Annotated in this window: 23 protein-coding genes; 7 read left to right on the top strand and 16 right to left on the bottom strand. The window is 67.5% G+C overall.

Annotation, left to right across the window (positions count from 1 at the left end; translation table 11 throughout):
- Positions 1–7: 7 nt before the first annotated feature.
- The 6 genes from hypE to B447_RS11800 are packed head-to-tail and all read right to left on the bottom strand — an operon-like array spanning position 8 to position 4944.
- Positions 8–1069 carry a hydrogenase expression/formation protein HypE gene (hypE, locus tag B447_RS11825; RefSeq protein WP_002940203.1) on the bottom strand — a complete coding sequence of 354 codons (1062 nt, stop codon included), beginning with the start codon at positions 1067–1069 and terminating at the stop codon, positions 8–10.
- A complete protein-coding gene (gene hypD, locus B447_RS11820) occupies positions 1066–2223 on the bottom strand; it encodes a hydrogenase formation protein HypD (protein ID WP_002940197.1) in 1158 nt (385 codons plus the stop codon). The genes hypE and hypD overlap by 4 nt, the downstream gene beginning before the upstream one ends.
- A gap of 11 nt (positions 2224–2234) precedes the next feature.
- Positions 2235–2519, bottom strand: coding sequence for a HypC/HybG/HupF family hydrogenase formation chaperone (locus B447_RS11815; RefSeq protein WP_002940194.1), 285 nt, complete (start codon positions 2517–2519; stop codon positions 2235–2237).
- Between the two features lie 2 nt (positions 2520–2521).
- Positions 2522–3727 (bottom strand): Kae1-like domain-containing protein, encoded by a 1206-nt coding sequence (locus tag B447_RS11810; RefSeq protein ID WP_002940192.1) that lies wholly within the window; start codon positions 3725–3727, stop codon positions 2522–2524.
- Complete coding sequence (gene hypB, locus B447_RS11805) at positions 3724–4563, bottom strand: hydrogenase nickel incorporation protein HypB (protein WP_002940187.1); 840 nt, start codon at positions 4561–4563, stop codon at positions 3724–3726. Before hypB ends, B447_RS11810 begins: the two co-directional genes overlap by 4 nt.
- A gap of 39 nt (positions 4564–4602) precedes the next feature.
- Positions 4603–4944 (bottom strand): hydrogenase maturation nickel metallochaperone HypA/HybF, encoded by a 342-nt coding sequence (locus B447_RS11800; RefSeq protein ID WP_002940185.1) that lies wholly within the window; start codon positions 4942–4944, stop codon positions 4603–4605.
- Between the two features lie 144 nt (positions 4945–5088).
- On the opposite strand from B447_RS11800, the gene B447_RS11795 reads away from it, so the two are divergent.
- Together B447_RS11795 and B447_RS11790 are read left to right on the top strand one after the other, a co-directional pair.
- On the top strand, positions 5089–6078 hold the full coding sequence (locus tag B447_RS11795; protein WP_002940182.1) for an META domain-containing protein: 990 nt from the start codon (positions 5089–5091) through the stop codon (positions 6076–6078).
- Between the two features lie 64 nt (positions 6079–6142).
- Positions 6143–6823 carry an Lcl C-terminal domain-containing protein gene (locus B447_RS11790; protein ID WP_002940180.1) on the top strand — a complete coding sequence of 227 codons (681 nt, stop codon included), beginning with the start codon at positions 6143–6145 and terminating at the stop codon, positions 6821–6823.
- Positions 6824–6924: 101 nt separating this feature from the next.
- Here the strand turns inward: B447_RS11790 and nusB are convergent, their stop codons facing one another.
- The 9 genes from nusB to B447_RS11745 form a co-directional block, all read right to left on the bottom strand.
- The gene (nusB, locus tag B447_RS11785) at positions 6925–7434 is read right to left on the bottom strand and encodes a transcription antitermination factor NusB (RefSeq protein ID WP_002931826.1); all 510 of its coding nucleotides are present in this window, start codon (positions 7432–7434) and stop codon (positions 6925–6927) included.
- A complete protein-coding gene (gene ribH, locus B447_RS11780) occupies positions 7431–7934 on the bottom strand; it encodes a 6,7-dimethyl-8-ribityllumazine synthase (protein ID WP_002931827.1) in 504 nt (167 codons plus the stop codon). The genes nusB and ribH overlap by 4 nt, the downstream gene beginning before the upstream one ends.
- 19 nt (positions 7935–7953) lie before the next feature.
- Positions 7954–9045, bottom strand: a complete 1092-nt coding sequence (gene ribBA, locus B447_RS11775) for a bifunctional 3,4-dihydroxy-2-butanone-4-phosphate synthase/GTP cyclohydrolase II (protein WP_002940178.1) — start codon at positions 9043–9045, stop codon at positions 7954–7956.
- Between the two features lie 65 nt (positions 9046–9110).
- Positions 9111–9722, bottom strand: a complete 612-nt coding sequence (locus B447_RS11770; RefSeq protein ID WP_002940176.1) for a riboflavin synthase — start codon at positions 9720–9722, stop codon at positions 9111–9113.
- Between the two features lie 70 nt (positions 9723–9792).
- Positions 9793–10086, bottom strand: a complete 294-nt coding sequence (locus B447_RS11765) for a type II toxin-antitoxin system RelE/ParE family toxin (RefSeq protein WP_002940174.1) — start codon at positions 10084–10086, stop codon at positions 9793–9795.
- Positions 10086–10298, bottom strand: a complete 213-nt coding sequence (locus B447_RS11760) for an addiction module protein (RefSeq protein WP_002931840.1) — start codon at positions 10296–10298, stop codon at positions 10086–10088. Before B447_RS11760 ends, B447_RS11765 begins: the two co-directional genes overlap by 1 nt.
- A 39-nt stretch (positions 10299–10337) precedes the next feature.
- The gene (gene dsbD, locus B447_RS11755; protein WP_002940169.1) at positions 10338–12191 is read right to left on the bottom strand and encodes a protein-disulfide reductase DsbD; all 1854 of its coding nucleotides are present in this window, start codon (positions 12189–12191) and stop codon (positions 10338–10340) included.
- 131 nt (positions 12192–12322) lie between these two features.
- The gene (gene cutA / locus B447_RS11750; protein ID WP_002931843.1) at positions 12323–12685 is read right to left on the bottom strand and encodes a divalent-cation tolerance protein CutA; all 363 of its coding nucleotides are present in this window, start codon (positions 12683–12685) and stop codon (positions 12323–12325) included.
- Positions 12686–12911: 226 nt separating this feature from the next.
- Positions 12912–13490, bottom strand: coding sequence for a histidine phosphatase family protein (locus B447_RS11745; RefSeq protein ID WP_002940167.1), 579 nt, complete (start codon positions 13488–13490; stop codon positions 12912–12914).
- A gap of 186 nt (positions 13491–13676) precedes the next feature.
- On the opposite strand from B447_RS11745, the gene B447_RS11740 reads away from it, so the two are divergent.
- The 5 genes from B447_RS11740 (at position 13677) to B447_RS11720 (ending at position 15558) form a co-directional block, all read left to right on the top strand.
- Entirely contained in the window at positions 13677–14222 is a 546-nt protein-coding gene (locus B447_RS11740; RefSeq protein WP_232431615.1) for a hemerythrin domain-containing protein, read from the top strand.
- 148 nt (positions 14223–14370) lie between these two features.
- Complete coding sequence (locus B447_RS11735; protein ID WP_002931846.1) at positions 14371–14616, top strand: type II toxin-antitoxin system ParD family antitoxin; 246 nt, start codon at positions 14371–14373, stop codon at positions 14614–14616.
- Entirely contained in the window at positions 14609–14899 is a 291-nt protein-coding gene (locus B447_RS11730) for a type II toxin-antitoxin system RelE/ParE family toxin (protein WP_002931847.1), read from the top strand. Before B447_RS11735 ends, B447_RS11730 begins: the two co-directional genes overlap by 8 nt.
- A gap of 112 nt (positions 14900–15011) precedes the next feature.
- Positions 15012–15296, top strand: a complete 285-nt coding sequence (locus tag B447_RS11725; protein WP_002940158.1) for a nucleotidyltransferase family protein — start codon at positions 15012–15014, stop codon at positions 15294–15296.
- A 10-nt stretch (positions 15297–15306) separates the two neighbouring features.
- Positions 15307–15558, top strand: coding sequence for a HepT-like ribonuclease domain-containing protein (locus B447_RS11720; protein WP_002940152.1), 252 nt, complete (start codon positions 15307–15309; stop codon positions 15556–15558).
- Positions 15559–15777: 219 nt separating this feature from the next.
- On the opposite strand, the gene B447_RS22990 is transcribed toward B447_RS11720, so the two are convergent.
- On the bottom strand, positions 15778–16128 hold the full coding sequence (locus B447_RS22990; protein ID WP_002940149.1) for a pilin: 351 nt from the start codon (positions 16126–16128) through the stop codon (positions 15778–15780).
- Positions 16129–16184: the final 56 nt, after the last annotated feature.

The raw sequence follows: 16184 nt of genomic DNA, 5'->3' as shown, positions 1-16184 counted from the left end.
GACGGTATCAGCAGATCCGCGGCAGTGGTTCGCCCGCCAGCCAGTCCAGCATGCGCCGTCCGCCCAGGCAGGTGCGCAGCTGCACGAAACCTTGTGGATCGATGCACACCTCGCCGATGCAGGCTGCCTCACCACCGAGGGGATGGGCGCGCATCGCCGCCAGCAGCGAGGCAGTGGCGTGGGGTGCGCAGATCAGCACCAGCTTGCCCTCGTTGGCAAGATTGAGCGGGTCGAGCCCGAGCAGCTCGCAGGCGGACTGCACCGCCGGCGACACGGGGATGCTCGCCTCGTCGACCAGCATGCCGACACCCGACTGCGCGGCAATCTCGTTGAGCGTGCTCGCCAGCCCGCCGCGGGTGGGGTCGCGCAGCACGTGGATGGCGCTTGCGTCGGTCGCAGCGTAAAGCGTTTCGACCAAGTCATGCAGTGCGGCGCTGTCCGAGCGGATTTCGGACTCGAAGGCCAGCGCTTCGCGCTGCGCCATGATTGCCATGCCATGATCGCCAAGGGTGCCTGAGACCAGGATTGCATCGCCGGGCTGCGCCCGCGCGCCGCCCGGATCGCGCCCTGCGGGCAGTGCTCCGACCCCGGTGGTGGTGATGAAGATGCCGTCGCCCTTGCCGCGCTCGACCACCTTGGTATCGCCGGTTACCACCGCCACGCCTGCGGCTCGCGCCGCCGTCGCCATCGAGTCGACAATGCGTGCGAGCTCGGCGAGCGCGAAGCCCTCTTCTAGGATGAAGCTCGCCGCCAGGTAGAGCGGCCGCGCACCCATCACCGCGAGGTCGTTGATCGTGCCGTGTACCGACAGGCTGCCGATGTCGCCGCCGGGGAAGAACAGCGGGCTGACCACATGGGCGTCGGTCGCCAGTACCAGGCGCTCGCCCGCGGTGAGGGCCGGCAGTACTGCAGCGTCGTCACCGCGTGCAAGGTAGTCGTTGGCGAAGGCGCGTGCGAAGAGTTCGGCTATGAGCTGGGCCATGGCCTGGCCGCCCGCGCCGAAGGCGAGGTCGACGCGGCCGTGCTTGAGGTCGATGGGCCGGCGATAGGCCGGATCGGGTGTGCTCATGGCTGTGTTCCAGTCGTGGCGGCTCGCTCCCGGTCGCGGAAGCGGCCATAGCTGAAGTGCGCGGCGCAGGCGCCCTCGGCAGAGACCATGCAGGCGCCGAGCGGGGTTTGCGGCGTGCAGACGGTGGCGAACAGGGCGCAGTCGCTCGGGCGCTTAGCGCCACGCAGGATAGCTGCGCACTCACAGGCCTTGTGGTCGGGTACCGGGTGGTCCTCGAGGGCGAACTTGAGCTCCGCGTCCCAGCGCGCGAAGGCGGGGCGGATGCGCAGTGCCGAATGCGGCAGGCTGCCGAGTCCGCGCCAGGCGAAGGCTTCGCGGCTTTCGAACACACCCTCGACCAGCGCTTGCGCCTTGCGGTTGCCCGTAAGGCTGACCGCGCGGGTGAATTCGTTCTCGACCGCCACGCGCCCTTCATTGACCTGGCGTATCAGCATCAGGATGGCCTGCATGACGTCGAGTGGCTCGAAGCCGGCGATCACGACCGGCGTGTGATGGTGCTCTGCGACAAAGTCGTAGGGCGCACTGCCGATCACGGTGGATACATGCGCGGGACCGAGGATGCCGTCCAGGTGCGGAGCGTCGTCCCGGCCTGTCGCGGCCGCGCCCAGCAGGGCGTCTATTGCTGGCGGCGTCAGCACGTGGTTGCAGATGACGCTGAAGTTGTCGACCCCAAGGGCGCGGGCCTGTTCGATCACCACTGCGGTCGGGGGCGTGGTGGTCTCGAAGCCGATGGCGAAGAACACCACTTCGCGCCGCGGTTCGCGCTGCGCCAGGGCGAGTGCATCCGCGGCCGAGTACACCATGCGCACGTCCGCGCCCCGTGCCCGGGCCTTGTGCAGCGACAGTCCAGCCGAGGCCGGCACGCGCAGGCAGTCGCCGTAACTGCACAGGATCACGTCGGGGCGTGCCAGCGCCAGTCCGATCGCCATGTCGATACGGCCGATCGGCAGCACGCACACGGGGCAGCCAGGACCGTGGATCATGTGCACATTGGCCGGCAGCAGGTCGGTGATGCCATAGCGCGAGATTGCATGGGTGTGGCCGCCGCAGAATTCCATGAAAGCGTAGTTGCGCCCGGGGCGGGCGGCGTGCGCGATCGCACGCGCCAGTCCGGCCGCCAGCTGCGGGTCGCGAAACTCGTCGACGTATCTCATGCCGGCAGTGCTCATGGCTGACCGCCCTGCGGCGTGCGGTGCGTGCTCCTTGCGGTCTCCGGTTCCTTGTCTGCCTCGGGTAGCTGTCCGGCAGCGGCGAGCAGCGCGAGTGTTTGCGCGGCTTCCTCCGGGTCGAGGCGGTTGAGCGCGTAGCCGACGTGCACGATCACGTAGTCGCCGACCGCCACGTCATCCACCAGTGCCAGCGAGATTTCCTTGCGGATGCCGCCGAGTTCGACGCGGCAGTTGCCGCCGGCGACCAGTTCGACGACCCGCGCGGGGATGGCGAGGCACATGTTCAGGTTTCCTTGTGGGTGAGTCGATGCCGGGCCACCCAGGCTTGACCGAGCGCGATGCCGGCATCGCCGGGCGACAGTCGGCGCGCACCGAGCACCGTGGGTCCGCGTGTGCTCAGAGCGGTGTCGAGCATGGCCGACAGCAAGCGATTGTGCATGCAACCGCCGCCCAGCACGACGGTGTCGCAGTGCTCCAGTGCGAGCGCGTGCTCGATCCAGTCGGTCAGCGCCGCGGCCAGGGTGACGTGGAAGCGAGCGGCGCCGCGCGCGGCATCGGCCTCGTCGGCCAGCTGCAGCAGCAGCGGGTGGAGGTCCAGCTCCAGGTCCGGTGAGATGCGCCAGCCGTCAGCCAGTGCGGACAGCTCACCGTACGCGCGGGCAAGGCTCTCGAGCGCGACTGCGGCCTCTGCATCGGAGTGCATGACTTCGCACACGCCCAGCAGCCCGGCGGCGGCGTCGAAATGGCGGCCAAGGCTAGTGGTGGGCGGACTCAGCGTCGGGCGTGACAGCACTTGGGCCAGCAACGCCGCTGCCGGCTGGTGCGAGAAGCGGTGGGCGATCTCGCTGCCACGGCCGCAGGCATAGAGCAGCGCCGAGGCCATGCGCCAGGGTTCGCGTGCGGCACGGTCGCCGCCGGGCAGGCGCAGTGGACGCAGGTGGCCGATGCGCTCGCAACGTGCTCCGCGCACACGCAGCAGTTCGCCGCCCCAGGCCTGGCCGTCGCTGCCCAGGCCGACGCCGTCGACAGCCAGGCCCAGTACGGGGCGCGTGTCGAAGCGGCCATGCTCGGCGAGCACGGCGCCGATGTGGGCGTGGTGGTGCTGCACGGCGAGCGCCGGCACGCCCAGGCGGTGGGCGGTGGCGAGCGCGACGCGGGTGGAGTGGAAGTCGGGGTGCAGATCGTGGGCCACGACGAGCGGCGGCACGGGCGTGGCGGCGAGCAGGGCGGCGACCGCGGGCTCGACGCGGCGGCAGGCATCGGGCGTGTCCAGATCGCCGAGGTTGGGGCTGAACAACGCGCGCTCGCGCTCGAGCAGGCAGGGCGTGTTGTTGAACCAGGCACCCAATGCCAGGATCGGGCCTGCGAGCGCGGCGCCGTCGCCAGCGCAGCGCAGCGATTGCAGCGTGGCGTCGCCCGTGTGCGCGAGCGCCGTCCGGCCCTGCCGATGCGCCTCGTCTGGTCGCTGCGCGCGCCGGGGCGGCCTCATGCCGAGGCCCGCTCACGCTCGATCCACGCCAGCCAGGCGTCGATGCCGTCGCCCCGGGTGGCGGAAGTCAGGATCACCTCGAGTCGCGGATTGACACGACGGGCGTATTCGATCACGCGCTCGACGTCGAAGCTCAGGTAGGGCAGCAGGTCGGCCTTGTTGAGCAGCATGAGGTCGGCCGCGGCGAACATGTCCGGGTACTTGAGCGGCTTGTCCTCGCCTTCGGTCACCGACAGGATCACCACCTTGTGCGCCTCGCCGAGGTCGAAGGCTGCCGGGCAAACGAGGTTGCCGACGTTCTCGATCAGCAGCAGCCCGCGCTCGGCGAGCGGCAGGCGGGGCAGGGCGCGTGCCACCATGTCGGCGTCGAGGTGGCAGCCCTTGCCGGTGTTGATCTGCAGTGCGGGTACGCCGGTGGCACGGATGCGCTCGGCGTCGAACTCGGTCTGCTGGTCGCCTTCGATCACCGCTGCCGGCAGGCGCCCGCCAAGCGTCTCGAGCGCACGCACCAGCAGGGAGGTCTTGCCCGAGCCCGGGCTGGACATCAGGTTGAGGGCAAGGATGCGGCGTTCGGCCAACCAGCTGCGGTTGGCCGTTGCAATGCGCGCGTTCTTGCCCAGGATGTCGCGCTCGACGCGCTGCAGCCTGGCGACCGAGGCGCGATCGGTGCTTTCGTGGTCGAGGCCCGCCGGCGAGGCGGCCGGCCGCCGAGTATCGATCGCTCGCCAGGCCTGCGTAGTCCCGGTGTCCGCCCGTTGCACGCGCTTGTTGCGGTCACCGCCGAATACCGACCCGATACGCGCCTCGCTGCCACCGCATCCGCAGACGCCACACATGATCTGCCTCCCGCTGTTCGTTCCGTCTCTTGCGCCGTCCTACTCGAGCTCGACCGCCTGCACCCGCATGCGGTCCCCTTCTAGCACCTCAAGCCCGTACGCGCCGCAGCTGGGGCAGGGCGTGTGGCGCTCGTCGATCGGCGCCAGCGTGCTGCACTGCCGGCAGCGGCCCCGGCCGGGAATATCGATGACATCGACCTCGGCGCCCTCGGCAATCGAGTCGCTCAGCACCTCATCGAGGCAGAAGCGAAGGGCGTCGGCGTCTACCGCCGCCAGTGCGCCGATCTCGAGCACGATGCGACGCACCCGTGTCGCAGCTTCCATGGTGGTCGTCTCTTCGACGATGTCACGAATGCCTTCGGCGAGCGAGAGTTCATGCATGGTGGTGGCGATGCCCGGTCATGCTAAAGTCGGCGGGTTTCACGGCAAGCGACGCGCTGGCGCGTGCGAGCCGTTGCGGTTGGTGATCCTGTGGCCGTGAGCGGTTTCGAGCCTGCGCGCGCCTCATAGACCGGAGTTTATCCCATGGTCCGAACTTATCTTCAGCTTGCGCTGACGGCATCCCTGCTTGGTGGTTGTGCGCTGTTCGGCGGGACGCCCGCGGGCAATGGTGCGCCGGATGAAGGGCGTGCCGCGGCCGTCCTCGAACTCGACCCCCAGCCGCCCCTGCACTACCGCTGTGGCGAACTGGCGGTGAGCGTGCGCAGTTTCGGCGAACTGAGCACGCTCAGTACCGGTCAGCGCAACTTCACCCTGCGTCCGGTGCGTACTGCTTCGGGCGCCAAGCTGGTCGCGGTCGATGACGAAACCACCAGCTTCTGGAGCAAGGGCGATGCGGCGATGCTCGAACTCGCGGGCGTGGCTCAGCCCGAATGCCGGCTCATTGCCGACAAGCCCTTGTTCCGTGCTGTAGGCAATGAACCGGGCTGGCGGCTGGATGTGATCGAGGCAGGCCTTGACCTGCGCATGGATCATGGCGCGACCCACGTGTTCGCTCCCGGCCCGCTGGTCATCGATGCCGCCGGTGCGCGCAGCTACCAGGCGATGTCGGCGGGCGGCGAACTGGGGGTGCTGGTGTTCGACCGCGTCTGCGTCGACAGCATGAGTGCGATGCCGCACCCCAACACCGTCGAGGTGCGCTGGCAGGACCGTGTGCTGCGCGGCTGCGGTGGCGAGCCGGCAAGCCTGCTGGTGGGTGGCACCTGGCGTGTGCTCGATATCGACGGCCGCAGCACCGGCGACCCGCAGCGTGTCACCCTGGACTTTGCCGAGGATGGCCGCGTTGCCGGGCTGGCGGCCTGCAACCGCTACACTGGCGCCTACGTGCTGTCGGGCGAGGGCCTGCGCCTGGGGCCGTTTGCCGGCACCAGGATGGCCTGCCCGCCTGCCGTCATGGACGAGGAGGCGCGCTTCCATGCAGCGATCGGACGCGTCACCCGTTTCGGTGTGGATGAGCAGGGCTGGCTGCTGCTGTATGCCGGTGACGACATCGTGATGCGCGCCTCGCGCGATTGACTGCCTGCAGTGCGCGTCAGCCAAGTTGGCGCGCCTTGACCCGAGAACCCGAGCTGGAGCAACGATGCCCTTGCGCAACACCGTGCCGCACCCCTTTCCGCTGTCCCGTCTTGCCTTGTGCGTGCTTGCCGCTGGCATGCTCGGCGGCTGCGAATTCAAGCCGCCTGCAAGCGAGGCGCCGCCTGCCGCGGTGCTGAGCCCCGAGCAGGAGGCCGCGCGCCAGGCGGCGCTGGAGGCGCAGCAGGTGCGCGAGCAGGCCTTGCTGGCACGCTATCAGATCGCCGGCGATGGCACCGTGACCGATACCGAAACGGGCCTCACCTGGATGCAGTGCAGCCTGGGCCAGAGCTGGAGCGAGGGGCGCTGTCTGGGCGAGGCCAAGCTCTTCAGCTGGACGCATGCGCTGCGTGCGGCCGAGGGCTTCGAGTTTGCCGGCCACGCCGACTGGCGTCTGCCGACCCAGCCCGAGCTGCTCACCCTGGTGTATTGCAGCACCGGCAGGCGCAACGCGGTGAACGCCGAAGGCTATGGTGGCAGCTGTGCGGGCGACTACAGCAAGCCCACCTTGCTCACCGCAGCCTTCCCAGACACGCCCGCGGGCAACTTCTGGACATCGACGCCGCACGAGCGCTATGGCTACGCGTCCTGGGGCGTGGCCTTCGGCAGCGGCGCGACCGGTGTGGGTACGCACACCGACTATACCCACGCCCGCCTGGTACGCGGCACCTTGCGCACCAGCCAATAGGCGAGCGCAACGCGCCCGTGCAAAAAAAGCGCCGCACCTGTTGCCAGGGCGGCGCCTCGATCTTGTACGCATCCGCGTGGATGCGGCGTCCCGGCCTTGTCTCAGCGCTTGGCGGCGCGTGCGGCCTCGACCTCTTCCGGGCGCAGACGCGCGGCGAGCTTGTCCATCACGCCGTTGACGAACTTGTGGCCGTCAGTGCCGCCGTAGCCCTTGGCGAGCTCGATCGATTCGTTGATCGCCACCCGGTAAGGGGTGTCGATGTTGTGGCGCAACTCGTAGGTGCCGAGCAGCAGGATGGCGTGCTCGATCGGCGACAGTTCGGCGAGCGGGCGCGACAGCAACGGCTCAAAGCAGCCGCGCAGCTCATCGGCGTCACCGATTGCGCCGCGCAACAGCGTGACGAAGAGCTCGCGATCGGTGCGGTCCAGGCTTTCGCTCTCGGATTCGAGGTGGCGCTGCACGGTGGCGCTGGAGTTGCCCGACAGCAGCCACTGGTACACGCCCTGCAGGGCCATCTCGCGCGCGCGGCGGCGCGCCATCTTGCTCGTCGGGTTGCCTGCGCCTGCGCCCGTGCCCTCTGCGGCGGGGCCGCCGTTGTCGATCTCGCTCATCGCACCACCTTCAGCAGATTGGCCATTTCGACCGCCGCGCGGGCGCAGTCCGCACCCTTCTCGCGCATGCGCGCGATGGCCTGGTCGTCGTCTTCGGTCGTCAGCACGCCATTGGCGATCGGCAGGCCGGTGTCCAGGCCGACGCGGGTCACGCCCGCGCCCATTTCATTCGACACCAGCTCGAAGTGGTAGGTCTCGCCGCGGATCACCGCGCCGAGCGCCACCAGGGCGTCGTACTTGCCACTCCTGGCCATGGTCTGCAGCACCAGCGGGATCTCGAGTGCGCCGGGCACGGTGACGATGCGGACGTCGCCCTTGGCGACGCCGAGGCGCAGCAGCTCGTCGGTGCACGCCGACAGCAGGCCCTCGCAGATGTCGAGGTTGAAGCGCGCCATGACGATACCGACGCGCACGCCCGTGCCGTCGAAATTGGGGTCGATCTCGTCGATGCCGTCGTAGCGGGTGCCCTGGCGGGCGTTTTCGGGTTGGTTGCGTTGCATGCTGTTCCCTGTAATTCGATCAGTTCTTGTCGACGAAGCCGGTGATCTCCAGCCCGAAGCCGGTCATGCTGGGGATCTTGCGCGGGCTGGCGAGCAGGCGCATCTTGCCGACGTTGAGCGCGCGCAGGATCTGGGCGCCGACGCCGAACAGGCGTGCGTCCCACTTCACCGGCGCGCGGTCCTGGGCGTTGTCCAGGCTGGCGAGCAGCTCGCGGCCCGACTGCGGGCGGTAGAGCATGACGATGACGCCGGCCTCCGCCGCCGCCAGGCTTGCGAGCGCGTCATTGACCGGGAAGCTGTGGCGGCCGCTTGCGGGGTCGAGAAAATCGACCACCGAGATCGGCTCGTGCACCCGCACCAGGGTCTCGCGTTCGGGCGTGATGTCGCCGCGCGACAGCGCGAAGTGCACGTCGCCCGAGGTCTTGTCCTCGAAGGCGGACAGGCGGAAGCGGCCGTGCGGCGTGTCCACCTCCTTGTCGATCACCTTTTCCACCAGGTGCTCGGTGGCGGCGCGGTACTCGATGAGGTCGCGGATGGCGCCGATCTTGAGCCCGTGCGCCTTGCCGAACTCGATGAGGTCGGGCAGGCGCGCCATGGTGCCGTCGTCCTTGAGGATCTCGCAGATCACCGAGGCGGGCTCCAGGCCGGCGAGCTGGGCGAGGTCGCAGCCGGCCTCGGTGTGGCCGGCGCGGATCAGCACGCCGCCCTTCTGCGCGGTGAGCGGGAAGATGTGGCCGGGGGTGACGATGTCTTCCGGCCTGGCGTGGCGGCCCACCGCCACCTGCACGGTGCGGGCACGGTCGTGGGCCGAGATGCCGGTGGTGACGCCGGTGGCGGCCTCGATCGACACGGTAAACGCAGTGCCGTGCGGGGTGCGGTTGTCGCGCACCATCTGCTGCAGGCCGAGCTGGCGGCAGCGCTCGTCGGTGAGCGTCAGGCAGATCAGGCCACGGCCGAACTTGGCCATGAAGTTGACCGCCTCGGGGGTGACGAACTCGGCCGCCATCACGAGGTCGCCCTCGTTCTCGCGGTCTTCTTCGTCCACCAGGATGACCATCTTGCCGGCCTTGATGTCGGCGATGATCTCGGTAATCGGCGCGAGTGCGCTCATGCTGTGTCCTTTGTGTGCGTTCTTGCGGGCCTTGCCGTGTGGCATGGGGCGGGGCGGGAGGGCTTTCAGCCCTGCGCCGCTTCTTCCCGCTTCCACTCGAGCATGCGCTCGACGTAGCGGGCGATGAGGTCGATCTCGAGGTTCACGCGGCTGCCCGGCGCGAGGTGCTTGAGGTTGGTCATCGCCACCGTGTGCGGGATCAGGTTGATCCAGAAGTCGCGGCCTTCGACACGATTGACGGTGAGGCTGACGCCATTGACCGTGATCGAGCCCTTCCTGGCGATGTAGCCGGCGATCGCCGCCGGGGCGCGGATCACCAGTTCGTGGCTCTCGCCGATGGGAGCGAACTTCACCACCTCGCCCACGCCGTCCACATGGCCGGTGACCAGGTGGCCGCCGAGGCGGTCGGCCAGGCGCAGCGCCTTTTCCAGATTGACCTCGTTGCCGACGGCGTCCAGGCCCACCGTGCAGTTCAGTGTCTCGCGTGAGACGTCGTACTTGCACAGGGCGCCGTTCATCTCGACTACGGTCAGGCACACCCCGCTGTGGGCGATGCTGTCGCCGACGATGACGTCAGCCAGGTCCAGGCCGTTGGTGTCGACGCTGAGGCGAATGCCGTCCGCGAGCGGCTCGATGTGTTCGATGCGGCCGACGGCCGCGACGATGCCGGAGAACATGAAGGGTTTGAACCGAAAGGGGAAAGGCGGGATTGTAGGGGAAAACGTGGGGCTTGGTTCCGGACGCCGCTTACTCGGCCCGGTCGATCCAGTACTCGGGCGCGCGATGCTGGTGCGCAAAGGCGATCACATAGAGGTGATCCGCCTCGACCGAATAAAGCAGCTTGTAGGGAAAGCGCGTCAGCAACAGGCGGCGGATGCCTTCTTTCTCGACCGCGCAGGACAGCGGCCACTGCCGGATGCGCAACAGCGCTTGCCGCGTGTCCTGCTTCAGGCGCTGTCCAAGCCCCTGTTGCTGGGCTTCGTAATAGGCGTATGCGTCCTCGTACTCCAGCCGTGCTTCCGGCGAGAACAGAACACGCATCAAAGCGGCCCGAGGATGTCTTCGGCGGGGATGCCTTCGACCCGGCCCGCGCGGTAGGCTGCGAGGCGACGAGCAGCTTCTTCCTGCCACAGGCGATCAATCGCAGGGTCTGGGCGGTCAAGGCTGTGCAGGATCTCTTCGACAAGTGCGAAGCGCTCTTCAGGTCTCAGCTGGCGGGCTTTGGCTGCAAGTTCATGGGTCAGCGTGTTCATGGTGTTGCAAGTTTGCGTGTTCGGTCGTGCAAGTTTAGATCACAGCGCCCGATCCAGCACCGTCGCGAACGGCTCCGCCTTCATGAAGCCGACGACCCGCATGCCCTCGCGCTCCTGGCCCCCGGCGTCGAAGAAGATGATCCCCGGCGGACCGAAGAGGCCGAAGCGCTTGAGCAGCGCCTTGTGTTCGTCGGTGTTGGCGGTGACGTCGGCCTTGAGCAGCAGCATGCGGCCCATGCGTTCGGCCACGCGCGCGTCGCTGAAGGTGAAGCGCTCCATCTCCTTGCACGACACGCACCAGTCGGCATAGAAGTCGAGCATCACCGGGCGGTCGGCGGCGGCCAGCCGCGCGTCGAGCTCGGCGATGGAGGCCACCTTCTCGAACTGAGGCACATTGACCGGTGCCGCAGCCTGCGCGCGCAGCACCGACAGCGGCTGCAGCGGGTCGCGCGAGCCGGCGAGTGCTCCCACCAGGATCGCTGCGCCGGACAGCAGCAGCACCACGCCCACGCCCTTCCAGAAGCGCTGCCAGCCCTTTGCGTTGTGCGGCAGCGGGTCGATGGCGTGCAGGAAGATGCCTGAGAACAGCAGCAGCGCCGCCCAGCCCAGCATCATCGCCAGCGCGGGGATCACCGGCGTGATCATCCACAGCGCCACTGCCAGCAGCATCACGCCGAAAGCCTTCTTGACGCCTTCCATCCACGGTCCGACCTTGGGCAGCAGGCTGCGCGAGGCCACCCCCACCGCCAGCAGCGGCGCGCCCATGCCGAGTGCCATCACGAACAGTGCCCAGCCGCCCAGCACGGCGTCGCCAGTTTGCGCGATGTAGAGCAGGGCGCCGGCCAGCGGCGCGGCCACGCACGGGCCGACGATGAGCGCCGACAGCACGCCCATCACCGTCACCCCGCCCAGGCTGCCGCCCTTGTTGTGGCTGGCGGTGTCGGCGAGCTTGCTCTGCAGCGCCGAGGGCAGCTGCAGCTCATAGAAGCCGAACATCGACAGCGACAGCAGCACGAAGACGAGCGCGAACACCGACAGCACCCACACGTTCTGCAGCGCGGCGCTCAGCATGGTGCCCGACAGGCCCGCGGCGACGCCCGCCAGCGCATAGGTGACCGCCATGCCCAGCACGTAGGCCAGCGACAGCACGAAGGCGCGCATGTGCGACACCTTGTGGCCCTGGCCGACGATGATGCCCGACAGGATGGGGATCATCGGAAAGGTGCACGGGGTGAAGGCGAGCAGCAGGCCGAAGCCGAAGAAGCTGAGCAGGATCAGCGGCACGCTGGCCCCTGAAAGCATGCGCGCGATGTCGCCGGTCTCGTCGCTGGAGACGGCACCGCTGGCTGCGGCTTCGGCTCCCGGCGGTGCGGCCTGGTTGCCGAAGCCGCCGCTGCGCAGCTTGTCCAGGAAACCGCCGCTGGGCTGGATCGGGGGCGCATCGAGGTCGATCGACACCTGCTGCGTGGTCGGCGGGTAGCAGATGCCGCCATCCCAGCAGCCCTGGCTGGTGGCGAAGAGCTCGAAGCGGCGTACGCCCTCCGGCACCTGCACCGGCAACAGCAGGCGGAGCTCGCCGCGATGGGTCTCGACGTTGCCGAAGAAGTCGTCCTTCTTCCACTTGCCTGCAGGCTTGTCCACCGGGCCGAAGCTGATGCCTTCGGGCTCGGCCTCGAAGCGGAACTTGTCGCCGTAGAGGTAGTAGTCCTTGGCGATGGTGAACACCACTTCCACCGTTTGTCCGTCGAGCGCCTGTGCCCGCGGCACAAAGGCCTTCTCGGGAGCGATCGGGTTGGCCTGGGCGGCGGGGGCGAGCGCGAACAGGCTCGCGACCAGAGTCAGGAGCCAGAGCAGGCGGCGCAGGCTGAGCGATGAGCGTGTGGTGGAAGGCATGAGTGGGGCGTCAGGGAATAATCTCGGGGCAGGCTGTGGTCGAGTTCGTGCTCGAGGCAGGCGGTGGGCAGCAGCGCCCGACGGTGGCGCTTGAGCTCGGGTCCGGGACACGATTCACCACGATGCGCCCGTCACGTATCCGGAAGGGCGGTTTCGGTGGCGACCCAGCCGAGGTAGGCGTCCAGGCCTTGCTCCACAGGGACCGCCACGATCTCGGGAAGTTCGTAGGGGTGACGGGCGCGGATGGCTGCCTCCAGCGCTGCGTAGCGTGCGGCTGTGGTCTTGAGCAGTACCGGCACCTCGTTCGCGGTCTCGAGTGCGCCCTGCCAGCGATACACCGAGGTGCAGGGCGCGAGAATGTTCGCGCACGCGGCCAGGCGGGCTTCGACCAGTTCCGCAGCCAGCGCGGCTGCCGCGCCATGGTCGGGCAGGTTGGTGAGGACGAGCAGCACGCGCGCATCGTCACCCGGCGGCAGGGGTGGGCTTGCAGTCATCGACGTTGGTCAGCGAGGAGAACGCCGGCATTGTTCCAGAAAATGTGCGCGGGCGACCTGCGCAGGATCAAGCCTGCGGGGCGAATCGCCCGGATCCTTCCCAATACGCCGAGGATTGCGCCCGGGCGTTGCGTTCCCAGAGGGCGCGCCGCGCCTGTTCACGCCGTATGAGCGGCGCCAGCCGCGAGCTTTTGAGGGCGAGCAGGCGGGTTGCAATCGCCTTGTCTCAAGGCGCTGTCCGGATTCGCCCGGCCAGGCTCAGCGCATCCCCTTCCACCCGCATCACGATGATTTCGCCCGAGGCCGGGAACACGCCCGACAGCGCGGTGATGTTCACCTGATGCGTCACCAGCACCAGCGGCTTGTCTGCGCTCGCCTGTGCGGCGATGAGCGCGCGGGCGGCACGGGTGTGCGCAGCCTCCTCGCCGCGGTCGGTAAAGAAGGAGTTGAGCGCGGCGTCTGCCGTGACCTCGCCCAGCGCCAGCCCACGCGCCGTATCCAGGGCCCTGCACCATTGGCTCGAGAACACGGCCGCCGCTGCGATGCCGTTGGCGCGGAAGCGCTCGCCGATCGCCCGCGCCTGGGTGTGGCCCGCCGCCGACAGGTTGCGCTGCGTGCTGCAGTCATTCACACGGAAGCCCACCGGGTCGCCAGTGCCGGGGGCCAGCGCATGGCGCATCAGCGCGACGTGCCCGCCCGTACGCAGCGCTGCCCACAGTGTGGCTTCGTCCGTGGCGGCATCGGCATGAGCCGTCGTCGGCAGCAGAGGGGCGAACAGCGCCAGGATCAGCAGGAGTGGTCTCATGGGTGGTCAGCGTAGACGGGTGAGTGCGGGTGAGCGCTGGGGAGTGGCAACGCTCGATGGACCATGGCAAGGGGGCGAAAGTGCCCCTCGATACTTGATCTTCAGCAAAGACGCTGGTCATGCATTTGTATTACGTTGCGTCCGCCTCAGGGCGATCGGAATCGGATGCTTGTTGCGGAGATGCTCATGTTTTTTCTCGATTGGCTGTTTGGCAAGCGTCAGGCGCGGTCGGCAGCGGCCGCGCCGGCAGGGCGTGAGGATCTGTCGGCGGCGGCACAGGCCGGAGGGTGCGCGCCAGGGACGTCGATCCGCTACAGCCCGGAGTTGATCGACCGCCTCGTACGCGACCACCGCAGCCTGTTTGATCGCTTTGGCGCGATCCGCAGCGCCGCCCGCGAAGGGCGGTTGAAAGAGGCGGAGGCCTTGCTGGACCGGTTCCGGGCCGATCTGCACGATCACCTGCTGGTGGAGAACGTCCGGCTCTACGTCTATCTCGAACATGCGCTCGCCAATGACCCGGTCAGCCATGCCCTGATTCGCGAGTTCCGTCACGACATGGATGAGATCGGCCGAAACGTGGTCGCATTCCTTGCGCGATACGCGCAGATCGCCAGCAGCCCGGCGCTCGCCGAAGCCTTCGTGGCCGAGTTCGACGTCGTCGGCAAAGTGCTGGCCGACCGCATCAAGCGCGAGGAGGAGGTTCTTTACCCGCTGTACGCGCCGGTGGGCTGACCGGCGGGTTGTCCGCACTCAGTCTTGGGCCTGTCCGCTTGATGGGAAGTTGGGGTCTGTCCCCCTATTTCCTGTCCCCTAAGTGCTCTATAGTGCACCATTCGTACGAACTAATCATACTTTTGGTGTAACTCCAGGAGGCCACGTCATGGGCACCGTGCGCAAGACGATTACCTTGACCGACCAGCAGGACAACTGGGTCAAGGCACAGATCAACGCAGGTCACTACACCAACGACAGCGAGTGCATCCGCGATTTGATCCGCCGCGAGCAGGAGCGCAGCGCCGAGATCGAGGCGATCCGCGCCGCGCTTATCGAGGGGGAAGCCAGCGGCGAGCCGAGACGCTTCGATGCTGCGGCCTTCAAGCAAAGGATGCTTGCCGAGCATGGCTGAATATCGCCTGACCCCGGCGGCTGAGCGCGACCTCGAGGCAATCTGGGTCCACACGGTTCGGGAATGGGGCGTTGAGCAGGCCGTGCGCTACATCGACTTGCTTACGATGGCGTTCGCCAGGTTGGCTGCCTCGCCGAGGACGGCTCCAGCCTGTGACCACATCCGGTCAGGCTATCGGCGATGGAGCGTTGAGCGACACATGATCTACTTTCGAGCGACCGACTACGGCATCGCCGTAGTTCGTGTCCTGCATGAGCGGATGGACGCGCCTCGCCACCTGTGATCAAACGCTGCGCGAACTTGCTGCCGCCTGCGCAGGAAGTCGGCAGTTCGGCCGGGCTTGTCCCTTTCTCGTTTGCTAGACTTGATGCGTCGTTTTTCATGAGGTAGCGAACATGCACCCGATGATCGAATCCCACCGCGAGGCGCTGCGTGCGCTGGCGCGACGCCATGGCGTGCGCTCGATCAAGGTGTTCGGCTCGATGGCGCGTGACGACGCCGACGCATCCAGCGATGTCGATCTGCTGGTCGAAACCGCTCCCGACACCTCGGGCTTCGTGCTCGGGGCATTGTTGATGGACGCGCAGGATCTGCTCGGGCGCCGCGTGGACGTGGTGACCGAGAAATCACTTCACCCGCTGATGCGCGATCGAATCCTCAACGAAGCGCAGCCATTGTGATCCTTGCCGCATGAAGCCGAGTCTCGAGGCCGACAAGGTCTACCTTGCCCATATGCTGGAGTGCGCGGGCCGCATCGACGAGTACGTCGGTGGTGATGAGGCGCGTTTTCGCGGCTCACGGCTGATTCAGGGTGCGGTCGTTCGCAATCTGCAAACACTGGCGGAGTCGAGTCAGCGTTTGACCGATGCGATCAAGGCGAGCGAGTCAGACGTGCCTTGGCGTGCGATAGCCGGCTTCAGGAACATCCTGGTGCATGACTAGCTGGCGATCGACGTCGATGCGGTCTGGCTGGTCGTGGATTAGGAGTTGCCGCGGCTGCGCGCCGCGTTGCAGAGGATACAGAAGTGCTCGCCGGTGGTATGAGGGGCGAGTGGGGCCGCGGTTGCGTCAAGAATGAGAAAGCCCACCGGGCGTGAGCGCGGCGGGCTTTGGGGTGAGGCTAGGTCAGGGGGGAAATTGGGGGGGCGCCCCGATTTTCCATTAAGGTCCAGTGCAGGAACCGCCTGCCTCCAAATCGCATACCGTGTTTGTCGTGCCCGGAGTATTAGGTACGCCCGTAATGGTTTGCCCGACGACAGTGGTGAAGCCCGATGCATCCGTGATGGTATCGCATGCCGACGTGTTGGGCGCAGGCGGGGCACCAGCCCCCGGGTCGAGAAGCGCTGCCATGACGACGTTGGTGTACGACTTAGTTTCTGCCATACAAGCCCGGTCAGCTGAGCGGCGGGTGTAATCCTGATACGCCGGCAGCGCCACCGCGGCCAAAATACCAATGATCGCCACCACGATCATCAGTTCGATCAAGGTGAAACCTTGTTGTGCCTTTTTCATGTCAGTGCTCCTTGAGAGGGAAACCACGGTAAGTCCGCTTGCGTACTCTTTAGCAA

It is taken from the genome of Thauera sp. 27 (assembly GCF_000310125.2).
Classification (GTDB): Bacteria; Pseudomonadota; Gammaproteobacteria; order Burkholderiales; family Rhodocyclaceae; genus Thauera; species Thauera mechernichensis.
This window is presented reverse-complemented; position numbering and strand designations above follow the sequence as displayed.

Bases quoted from the DNA above. Each gene is read 5' to 3' on its own strand.
- B447_RS11735 (WP_002931846.1), top strand. From the start codon at position 14,371: ATGGGCACCGTGCGCAAGACGATTACCTTGACCGACCAGCAGGACAAC.
- B447_RS11790 (WP_002940180.1), top strand. From the start codon at position 6,143: ATGCCCTTGCGCAACACCGTGCCGCACCCCTTTCCGCTGTCCCGTCTT.
- B447_RS11810 (WP_002940192.1), bottom strand. From the start codon at position 3,727: ATGAGGCCGCCCCGGCGCGCGCAGCGACCAGACGAGGCGCATCGGCAG.
- B447_RS11725 (WP_002940158.1), top strand. From the start codon at position 15,012: ATGCACCCGATGATCGAATCCCACCGCGAGGCGCTGCGTGCGCTGGCG.
- B447_RS11770 (WP_002940176.1), bottom strand. From the start codon at position 9,722: ATGTTCTCCGGCATCGTCGCGGCCGTCGGCCGCATCGAACACATCGAG.
- B447_RS11745 (WP_002940167.1), bottom strand. From the start codon at position 13,490: ATGAGACCACTCCTGCTGATCCTGGCGCTGTTCGCCCCTCTGCTGCCG.
- B447_RS11765 (WP_002940174.1), bottom strand. From the start codon at position 10,086: ATGCGTGTTCTGTTCTCGCCGGAAGCACGGCTGGAGTACGAGGACGCA.
- B447_RS11720 (WP_002940152.1), top strand. From the start codon at position 15,307: ATGAAGCCGAGTCTCGAGGCCGACAAGGTCTACCTTGCCCATATGCTG.
- cutA (WP_002931843.1), bottom strand. From the start codon at position 12,685: ATGACTGCAAGCCCACCCCTGCCGCCGGGTGACGATGCGCGCGTGCTG.
- B447_RS11800 (WP_002940185.1), bottom strand. From the start codon at position 4,944: ATGCATGAACTCTCGCTCGCCGAAGGCATTCGTGACATCGTCGAAGAG.
- B447_RS11760 (WP_002931840.1), bottom strand. From the start codon at position 10,298: ATGAACACGCTGACCCATGAACTTGCAGCCAAAGCCCGCCAGCTGAGA.
- ribH (WP_002931827.1), bottom strand. From the start codon at position 7,934: ATGCAACGCAACCAACCCGAAAACGCCCGCCAGGGCACCCGCTACGAC.
- B447_RS11740 (WP_232431615.1), top strand. From the start codon at position 13,677: ATGTTTTTTCTCGATTGGCTGTTTGGCAAGCGTCAGGCGCGGTCGGCA.
- hypE (WP_002940203.1), bottom strand. From the start codon at position 1,069: ATGAGCACACCCGATCCGGCCTATCGCCGGCCCATCGACCTCAAGCAC.
- B447_RS22990 (WP_002940149.1), bottom strand. From the start codon at position 16,128: ATGAAAAAGGCACAACAAGGTTTCACCTTGATCGAACTGATGATCGTG.
- dsbD (WP_002940169.1), bottom strand. From the start codon at position 12,191: ATGCCTTCCACCACACGCTCATCGCTCAGCCTGCGCCGCCTGCTCTGG.
- B447_RS11795 (WP_002940182.1), top strand. From the start codon at position 5,089: ATGGTCCGAACTTATCTTCAGCTTGCGCTGACGGCATCCCTGCTTGGT.
- nusB (WP_002931826.1), bottom strand. From the start codon at position 7,434: ATGAGCGAGATCGACAACGGCGGCCCCGCCGCAGAGGGCACGGGCGCA.
- B447_RS11730 (WP_002931847.1), top strand. From the start codon at position 14,609: ATGGCTGAATATCGCCTGACCCCGGCGGCTGAGCGCGACCTCGAGGCA.
- ribBA (WP_002940178.1), bottom strand. From the start codon at position 9,045: ATGAGCGCACTCGCGCCGATTACCGAGATCATCGCCGACATCAAGGCC.
- hypB (WP_002940187.1), bottom strand. From the start codon at position 4,563: ATGTGTGGCGTCTGCGGATGCGGTGGCAGCGAGGCGCGTATCGGGTCG.
- hypD (WP_002940197.1), bottom strand. From the start codon at position 2,223: ATGAGATACGTCGACGAGTTTCGCGACCCGCAGCTGGCGGCCGGACTG.
- B447_RS11815 (WP_002940194.1), bottom strand. From the start codon at position 2,519: ATGTGCCTCGCCATCCCCGCGCGGGTCGTCGAACTGGTCGCCGGCGGC.